Here is a 7,080-nt window from a genome sequence, read left to right as displayed (position 1 = left end):
GCTCCGTGGTGGATCTCGGCGAGCCCGCCTTCACCGCGATGGTGGCGGCCACCTCGCCGGACGCGCCGAGGTACCGCACCCGGCCCGAAATGGTTGGGCCGCTGCTCGACGACGTGACGTTTCCGATCGACGTGGTCTACACCTGGGTCGACGGCGAGGACACGGCATGGCAGCGCAAACGTGACGCGGCGTTGGGCATCCTGAACGACGTGCTCAACCATCAGTCGGCCAACGAGTCACGGTTCGTGAATCGGGACGAGCTGCGCTACTCGCTAAGATCGCTTGCCATGTTCGCCCCCTGGGTACGGCGCATCTTCCTGGTCACCGACGGGCAGGTACCCGAATGGCTGAACGTCGGCCACGCCCAGGTGACGCTGGTAGATCACAGAGAACTCTTCGCCGGGCGGGGCGAACTGCCGACGTTCAACTCGCACGCGATCGAGAGCCAACTCCACCACATCGACGGGCTCGCCGAGCACTTCCTCTATCTCAACGACGACGTGTTCCTGGGCCGGCCCGTGCCGCCGCAGACGTTCTTCCACGGCAACGGACTAGCAAAGATCTATCTGTCCCGGGCGAAGATCGACTACGGCCCTGTGGACGTGGTTCATGACATTCCCGCTACGGCCGCCGGGAAAAACAACCGACGAATCATCTTCAATGAATTCGGCCGCCGCGTCACCTACAAGATGAAGCACGTGCCGCACGCCATGCTGCGCAGCGTGCTGATCGAAATGGAGGGCAAATTCTCGGCGGACCTGGCGTTGACGGCCACCCACCAGTTCCGGCACCCCACCGACATCTCGTTGACGTCCTCGCTCTACCAGTACTACGCCACGCTTTCCGGCCGGGCCACCCCGGCTGACATCCGGTACCTGTATGCGGACCTGGCCGACGCCGGGACGCCGGCCCAGCTGCGGCTCCTCCTGGCCAAGCGGGGCTACGACGCCTACTGCCTCAACGACACCGACAGTGACCCGGCCAGCTTCGCCCGGCAGCACGTCCTCATGGCCGACTTCCTTGCCGCTTACTTCCCGGTGCCATCGCCATGGGAACGCCCCGATGCCTGACACCGCCCGAGTCAGACGGTCAGGCCGGCGGCTCAGCAGTGACGCGGCAATTCTCAACTGAACGGGTGCGGGCGGGCGGCGGACGCATCTACATCTGGACCGCTGCGCCCGGCCCCGTTGACGGGCCCGGCCTGTATCGCTTTGCGGCTGCCCATCAATCGTCCGCCACGTACCCTCCTGGTGCTTCGGCGGGCTTTCGGGGGCTGTTGGTTTCTGGTGGGAGTCGGACACCACCACGAGACGCCCGTGAGCCCGAGCGACCGATCGTCAATCCCCGCCGACCAGGAGCTCGAGTCGGTCTGATTTCGCCTCCCCGGTCAGGCTGCGTTGGGTCGCCGAGAGGGGGAGTCCACGGGCGGTCGCCGCGTCCGGCCGCCCAGCAGGACCCGGAGGGTTATGTCGGGCCGCAGCAGCAGCCGGGGCGGCGCGACCAGACCGGCGACGTTGATGAACGCGGTGGAGAGGTGGGCGTCGGAAGCGGCGGCGGCGTGGAATCGGGCCAGGTAGCCGCCCAGGAGCCGGGTCTTGAGGGTGCGGCGTCCGGGGACGCCGGGGAAGGCCAGGTCACCGCCGGCCGACATATCCCACGGCACGTCGATGACCCGGGCGAGGTCGCGGAACCAGCGACGGGGCTGTGGCTCGACGCCGCGCTCGAGGTGACGACGGAGGGTGAGCGCCTCGAGGGCGGCCACGCTCATGCCCTGACCGTAGATCGGATTGAAGCTGCACACCGCGTCGCCTGTCACGAGGAAGCCGGCCGGGTAGCGGTCCTGTCGTTCGTAGCGGTGGCGGACGCTGGCGGGGAAGCGGAAGCCGACCGGGTCATCCTGCGGCTCCGCGTCGCGAACCGCCTCGTGGATGTCGGGGAAGCGAAGGGACCGGGCGAAGTCGAGGAAGCCGTCGGGATCGGTGGGTGGGTGGTCACCGAGGATGCCGGCCAGCGTCAGGATCCACCGGTCCCCTTCCAGCCTTTGCAGGGCACCGGTTCGCGGCAGGTCGGGGGTTGCGGCGTCCAGGACGGCCAGCTGCCCGTCGAGAGAGTCAGCCGGCAGCCGATAGATGCGGGTCGCGTAGCCCAATCCGATCCGCACCTCTTCCCGCTCCGGCCGCGGGTAGCCGGCGGCCTCCAGCCAGGCCGGAGTGCGCGAGCCCCGGCCGCTGGCGTCGACCACCAGGTCGGCAGCGAGCAGCTCCTCGGCGCTGCCGTCGGTCCGGCGCAGCACCCGCACGCCGGTGACTCGACCACTATCGGAGGCGGTGGCCAGCCCGACGACGTCGCAGCGGTCCAGGAACCGCACCTGCGGCATGGCTCTGAGCCGGGCCCGCACGTGCCCCTCCAGGAATGGCCGGCCGGCGCACACCAGCATCAGTCCGGTGCGGGCCGGCCGCATTCGGTGGCCGCTGAAATAGAAGCGCGCGTCCGTCAACATGTCCCCGGCGGGTGCCCCGTCGGCGACCAGTTCCGCGGTCAGCCCCGGAAACAGCTGCTCCAAGGCTTGCTGCCCGCGCGCGCCCAGCGCATGAATGTGCCGGCCGTGTGGGACGCCGCGGCGGTGCGTCGCTGTGTCGGGCAGCTCGTCGCGGTCGACCACCGTCACCTGCCCGTAGCTGTCGGCCAGCGCCCGGGCGGCGAGCAGCCCTGCCATGCTCGCACCGAGCACCACCGCCCGGTCTCCGATCTGGGTGCTGATCTGGCTGGTCATCGCAGTCCCCTCTCGTCGAGGAAAGGCTGCGCCTCGGGACTGCTCGGTTGCCAGACCGGAAACTGTTGAATGCTGCTCAGTGTTGCTCGCCGTAGATCTCCCGGTCCCACAGCCAGGCCACGACTCGGTCCACGCCCTGGGTCAGGTGCCGGCGGAAGGTGCTGAAGGGCAGTCCCAGCGCCTCGGCGGCCCGCTCCTGCGTGGCGGCCGAGCGTAGGTAGGTGCGTTCGACAGCACGCCACAGCTTGTCGTCCCGCGGGTGTTCGCGCAGGCTCTCCACGGCCGCGCTCACCACTGCCGCCAGCGTCGCGGCGCTCGGGTCAGCGGCTCCGGCCCGGCCGCGCACCAGCCGGGTCTGCTGCAGCGGATTACGAGCCAGCAGGTCGGGCCGCCGCAGGTCACGCAAGGCCTGCCGGACGGAGTCGTCGAACTCGGGCTGGGAAAGGACCAGTAACGGTGGCCGCTCTGCTGTCGCGGCCGAGGTGAGGTCCTGGGAGAGGGCGCGTTCGGTCACCAGCTCCAGCAAGGAGCCCACCGGGACCTGTCGGAAGTCGTGGGCGAACAGCCCGTAGCGCCGCCCGCCGACCCAGAAGTCAGCGCCGGCCGCGCGGGGCATGTCGGCCGCGGCGAAATATGCGTCCCATCGCTCCGGCTCGGCCAGAGTGAGGAAGTCCCAGGCCAGTTTCGGGGTGCTCAGGTACCGCTGCATCGTCAGCATCGGCGTGGCGTTGAAGGTGGGCGAAGGTCCCTGGTAGGCGTCTCGGTCGACGACGAACCGGGACTGGGTGACCGTTTCGGTCGGTCGGGGCGGCGCCAGCCGAGCGGCATGAGCCCAGGCCGCCTGGGCGCCGGGATCGGCCGCGATGTCGTCGGCCGATGCACGGGTCAGGTTCACCAGAGCAAGGAAGCCGCCGAGTACGCCCTCCGCGCTCCGGACCACGAAGAAGCCCTCGGGTTGGCGGTCCCACCATCGCGCCGCGATCGCTGCCGATTCCGCGCCCTCGGCGGTCAGAACAAGGTCCAGGATCGCCTCCTGGTCCTCAGGCCGTGCCGGCTCCGGATCGTGCTGGCCCCAGGCGTCCCAGTCGACGGGGGAGAGCACGCCGGGAAGGCGGCGGAACATGTACTTGGCATCGGCGATCGCCTGCTGCTGATTGTGGCCCTGTGGCGATCGCAGCCGGACGTTGATGTGGCTGCGAATGCCTCGCAGCACCCCCCGGTAGCGGTCCGGATCGCGCCAGCGAAGATCGGCCTCCAACGTGTCGCGGGCAAGATCGTGCGGGAAGAGACCGTCCGCCCCCTGCTCCACAAAGGACAGCCCGCGTAGCCACCCGAACTCCTCGTGCGTGTCCTCCGACCAGAGCACCTCCCGCAGCAGCGACTCGGTGGTCGACCTGGCGAGCGCGCACACCTCCAAGGCGCGGCGATGCCGTCCGTCGGGGATGATCTCGACGAATCTTCGCAGCAGAATTCCCACCAGATCGGGGGTCAGCGGATCGGCCGCCAATTCGCCGCCGCGCAGGAGCACATCGGCCATCAGCGACAGGCCCAAGGGGTGGCCATGTGACTGCTCGACGAGCTGGTGGTGGCGAGCCGGATCCACACCGCAGGCTTGCAAGTACCGGCGGCTGTCCTCCGGGCTCAGATTTCGCAGCGACACGACCCGCAGCAGCTCTCGCCAAGCTGGATCGGCACGCCAGGCCGAAGCCGGTGGCGCCCGTCCCGCGACCACAATCAGGACGGTGGCCGGTAGGCGCGGCAGCAGCCGCGTCCGCACCCAATCATCCAGCGGCGCCAGCCGTTCGTAGGTGTCGAGCAGGATCACCACTCGGCCGCCGCCGGAGGGCTCACCGATGGCACCGTCCCCGTCGGGCACGTCGAGAACCTCACCCAGCACCTCGAGCACGGCCGACGGCGAGGGGATGAGATCGCGGCCGTCCAGCCGCACCGGACGTGCACCAGCTCCGGTCGCCAGATCGGCGCAGACGTCCAGCAAGCTCGTCTTCCCGACGCCTGGTGGCCCGTGGACGTGCAACACCAGAAACGGCGGTTCCGCCGAGTCGAGCGCCGAACGAAACAGCTCGACCTCGGCGGTGCGGCCGACGAATCGGCGCTGCCGGCGCGACGCCAACAGCTCACCGAACGTGCCGGCGGAGCCCGTCCCGGTGCCAGGGGCAGGGCTAGGCACGAGGCCTCGAACGAGCGAAGGCACGGGTACGCGGACGTTCCCGGCGGCGTCGATTCGCCGGGACGTTGGCGGTCACGGCCCCGACCACGGCCGTTGCGGGCACTGCGTACCACGATGATCGTGGAATCTGTCCACGATAGACACCTAAGAACATCGCGGCGATGAGCCAGGTGGGCCGCCTCTGACCTGTTCGTCGGAGTCCGAATCGGTGAAGCGGATCTCGTAGACCTCCATACGGTGACCACGGATCCGGTAGAGCAGGAAGCTCCAGAACAGTGAGCCACCCGATAGCAGCAGCAGGCGGGCGCGCCGGCGCCCGGCTACTGCCACGAGGCGGGCCTGGCCGCTGGTTGCCGGTCCGGTCGGCTCGCCCCGGACCGTGCACGGGGCCAGCGTCACGTCGGCTCGGACCGTCAGCCGCCGCGCCTTCCCGCTGGTGGCCGATGACACGAAGTACGCCCGACCGGCCCGGATGGCGATGCTGACCGGCGTGGCCACCGGCTCTCCGTTCCGCCGGTACGTCGTGAGGAGGCCCACCCGGGACCTCCGAAGAAATTGGGTCGCTCCGATGTCGATGGCCATCACACCGGTTACGATCCATCAATAGTTCAGAACTGTCAACTACTCACACTCTTCAAGTTCCGATATGATTTCCTCCTATGGCGCACGTCGACCCTGCACCCGAGGACGAACTCCGACTGGTGTGGCGGCAGCTGATGGGCCTGGTGCTGGATCAGCGATGGCGCTGGACCGAGGTCGCGGCGAAGCTGGAGATTTCGCAAGCCGGCCTGCGTGCCCTGCTCGCGATCGATCCCGACGAGCCGCGACCCATGCGTGAACTGGCGCAGGCCATGAACTGCGATCCCTCCTACGTCACCGCCATGGTCGACGACCTCGAGCGAGCCGGATACGCCGAACGTCTGGCGGCCCCGGGCGACCGCCGGGTCAAGACGGTCGCTCTGACACCCAAGGGTCGAAACGCGCTGCACATCGTGGAGAAGGAGCTTCTCGCCCCGCCCGATCAACTCGCTCAACTTCCGCCGGCCGAGCGAGAATCGCTTGCCCGTCTCCTACGCCGCGCTTTGCCGAGCCACGGCCGCCCCGGCCCGCCGCCAGGAGACGGCATCCGGCCAGGACGTTCATCACCAGCCGATTGAAGTCGTCCGGGCGCTCGAGCGGCCACGACGAGCACACCCGCCTCGAGCTCACCGCCTTGCTGGGCAACGGCAACGCCCCGACTCTCTCGGCTCCCGCAGAACTCACCCTCGCCGCTCGCCCGCCGCAGGTTCCGCCGGCGGCCACGTAAGGCGCGGCTGTGACGCCGCCACCCGAACAAGTCGCCGAGCGGGTGACTATCAGTTCGCGGCCGGCAACCTCGGCGACGTCAACTCTTCGGTGGTCACCGCATCCAGGTCGATGCCGAGCATCTGCAGCAGCGAATGGTTCTTGCCCGCGTCGATCAGCCCCGGAAACTCCCGGTCGACCCAGTGCGCTCTGGCGTGCAGCTGCCGCGCGCGGAGTTGCGCGATGACCTCGGTCTTGTCCACGTACAGGGTGTCGTTCATGTCGTACTCCTCAATCTCGTGGTGTGGCGGAGCGGCTGCGCCGCGGCGTCGGACGTGCCGTCGGGATCACCGCGGTTGCCATGGTGGCTTCCTGTGCCGGGCGGTGGTTGTGAGCCGTCCGCGTGCTGCCGTGGTGCACGACCGTTCATGTCACGTCTCCTGAGTTCGGCGGGTGGCCAGAACTGGGCCGTTCGCGATGCGGCCGCCTTCGTTGTCCCAGGCCGGTTGTTCGTCGGCGCCATCCCGGGGGACCGGTGCCGTCTGCATCGCGGCGAGAATCGCCGTGGCGCGCCTGACGTCGGCTGGGTCCGCCGCCGCGGCCATCGCGTTTCCGGCCGCTGCGGGCGCGGTCTGCGGCGGGATCACGAGCAGGTCGATTTGGTCGCCGGCGTGGGTGGTGGCGATCACGATGCCCGGGTCGACGCTCGCGAACCAACCGACCCGCACCACCTCGCCGCCGACCGCCATCCGGCGGGGACAGGCGTCCCAGGTGACGCTGTTGAGCATGAGGTGGCGGACCGTTCCGTAGCGGACGGACAGGACGTGGACGAGTC

7 protein-coding genes are annotated in these 7,080 nt (G+C 69.2%); 2 read left to right on the top strand and 5 right to left on the bottom strand.

Translation table 11 applies throughout. From position 1 onward, the window contains the following. Positions 1-1,070 (top strand): stealth family protein (locus AB0M20_RS19425; protein WP_364299926.1); only part of this gene is annotated, 1,070 nt, incomplete at its 5' end. 317 nt (positions 1,071-1,387) lie between these two features. Here the strand turns inward: AB0M20_RS19425 and AB0M20_RS19420 are convergent. The 3 genes from AB0M20_RS19420 to AB0M20_RS19410 all read right to left on the bottom strand — a co-directional run bounded on the left by AB0M20_RS19420 (position 1,388) and on the right by AB0M20_RS19410 (position 5,543). Next, positions 1,388-2,773 (bottom strand): FAD-binding monooxygenase, encoded by a 1,386-nt coding sequence (locus tag AB0M20_RS19420; RefSeq protein ID WP_364299924.1) that lies wholly within the window; start codon positions 2,771-2,773, stop codon positions 1,388-1,390. A gap of 76 nt (positions 2,774-2,849) precedes the next feature. Further along, a complete protein-coding gene (locus tag AB0M20_RS19415) occupies positions 2,850-4,961 on the bottom strand; it encodes an ATP-binding protein (RefSeq protein WP_364299922.1) in 2,112 nt (703 codons plus the stop codon). 144 nt (positions 4,962-5,105) lie between these two features. Next, positions 5,106-5,543: a PPOX class F420-dependent oxidoreductase gene (locus AB0M20_RS19410; RefSeq protein WP_364299928.1), complete on the bottom strand. Its 438-nt coding sequence runs from the start codon at positions 5,541-5,543 to the stop codon at positions 5,106-5,108. Positions 5,544-5,620: 77 nt separating this feature from the next. Between AB0M20_RS19410 and AB0M20_RS19405 the strand changes: the two genes are divergently transcribed. Next, positions 5,621-6,118, top strand: a complete 498-nt coding sequence (locus tag AB0M20_RS19405; protein ID WP_364299920.1) for a MarR family transcriptional regulator — start codon at positions 5,621-5,623, stop codon at positions 6,116-6,118. A gap of 198 nt (positions 6,119-6,316) precedes the next feature. On the opposite strand, the gene AB0M20_RS19400 is transcribed toward AB0M20_RS19405, so the two are convergent. Continuing rightward, positions 6,317-6,526 carry a hypothetical protein gene (locus tag AB0M20_RS19400; RefSeq protein ID WP_364299918.1) on the bottom strand — a complete coding sequence of 70 codons (210 nt, stop codon included), beginning with the start codon at positions 6,524-6,526 and terminating at the stop codon, positions 6,317-6,319. A 150-nt stretch (positions 6,527-6,676) separates the two neighbouring features. Beyond that, a partial coding sequence (locus AB0M20_RS19395; RefSeq protein ID WP_364299916.1) for a DUF5994 family protein occupies positions 6,677-7,080 on the bottom strand: 404 nt, incomplete at its 5' end.

It is taken from the genome of Actinoplanes sp. NPDC051633, assembly GCF_040681735.1.
Lineage (GTDB): Bacteria > Actinomycetota > Actinomycetes > Mycobacteriales > Micromonosporaceae > Actinoplanes.
Note: the sequence above shows the minus strand (reverse complement) of the source record. Positions and strands in the feature narration are given on the sequence as shown.

Coding starts and splice junctions, on each gene's coding strand:
- AB0M20_RS19420 (WP_364299924.1), bottom strand. CDS start 2,773: ATGACCAGCCAGATCAGCACCCAGATCGGAGACCGGGCGGTGGTGCTC.
- AB0M20_RS19410 (WP_364299928.1), bottom strand. CDS start 5,543: ATGGCCATCGACATCGGAGCGACCCAATTTCTTCGGAGGTCCCGGGTG.
- AB0M20_RS19405 (WP_364299920.1), top strand. CDS start 5,621: ATGGCGCACGTCGACCCTGCACCCGAGGACGAACTCCGACTGGTGTGG.
- AB0M20_RS19400 (WP_364299918.1), bottom strand. CDS start 6,526: ATGAACGACACCCTGTACGTGGACAAGACCGAGGTCATCGCGCAACTC.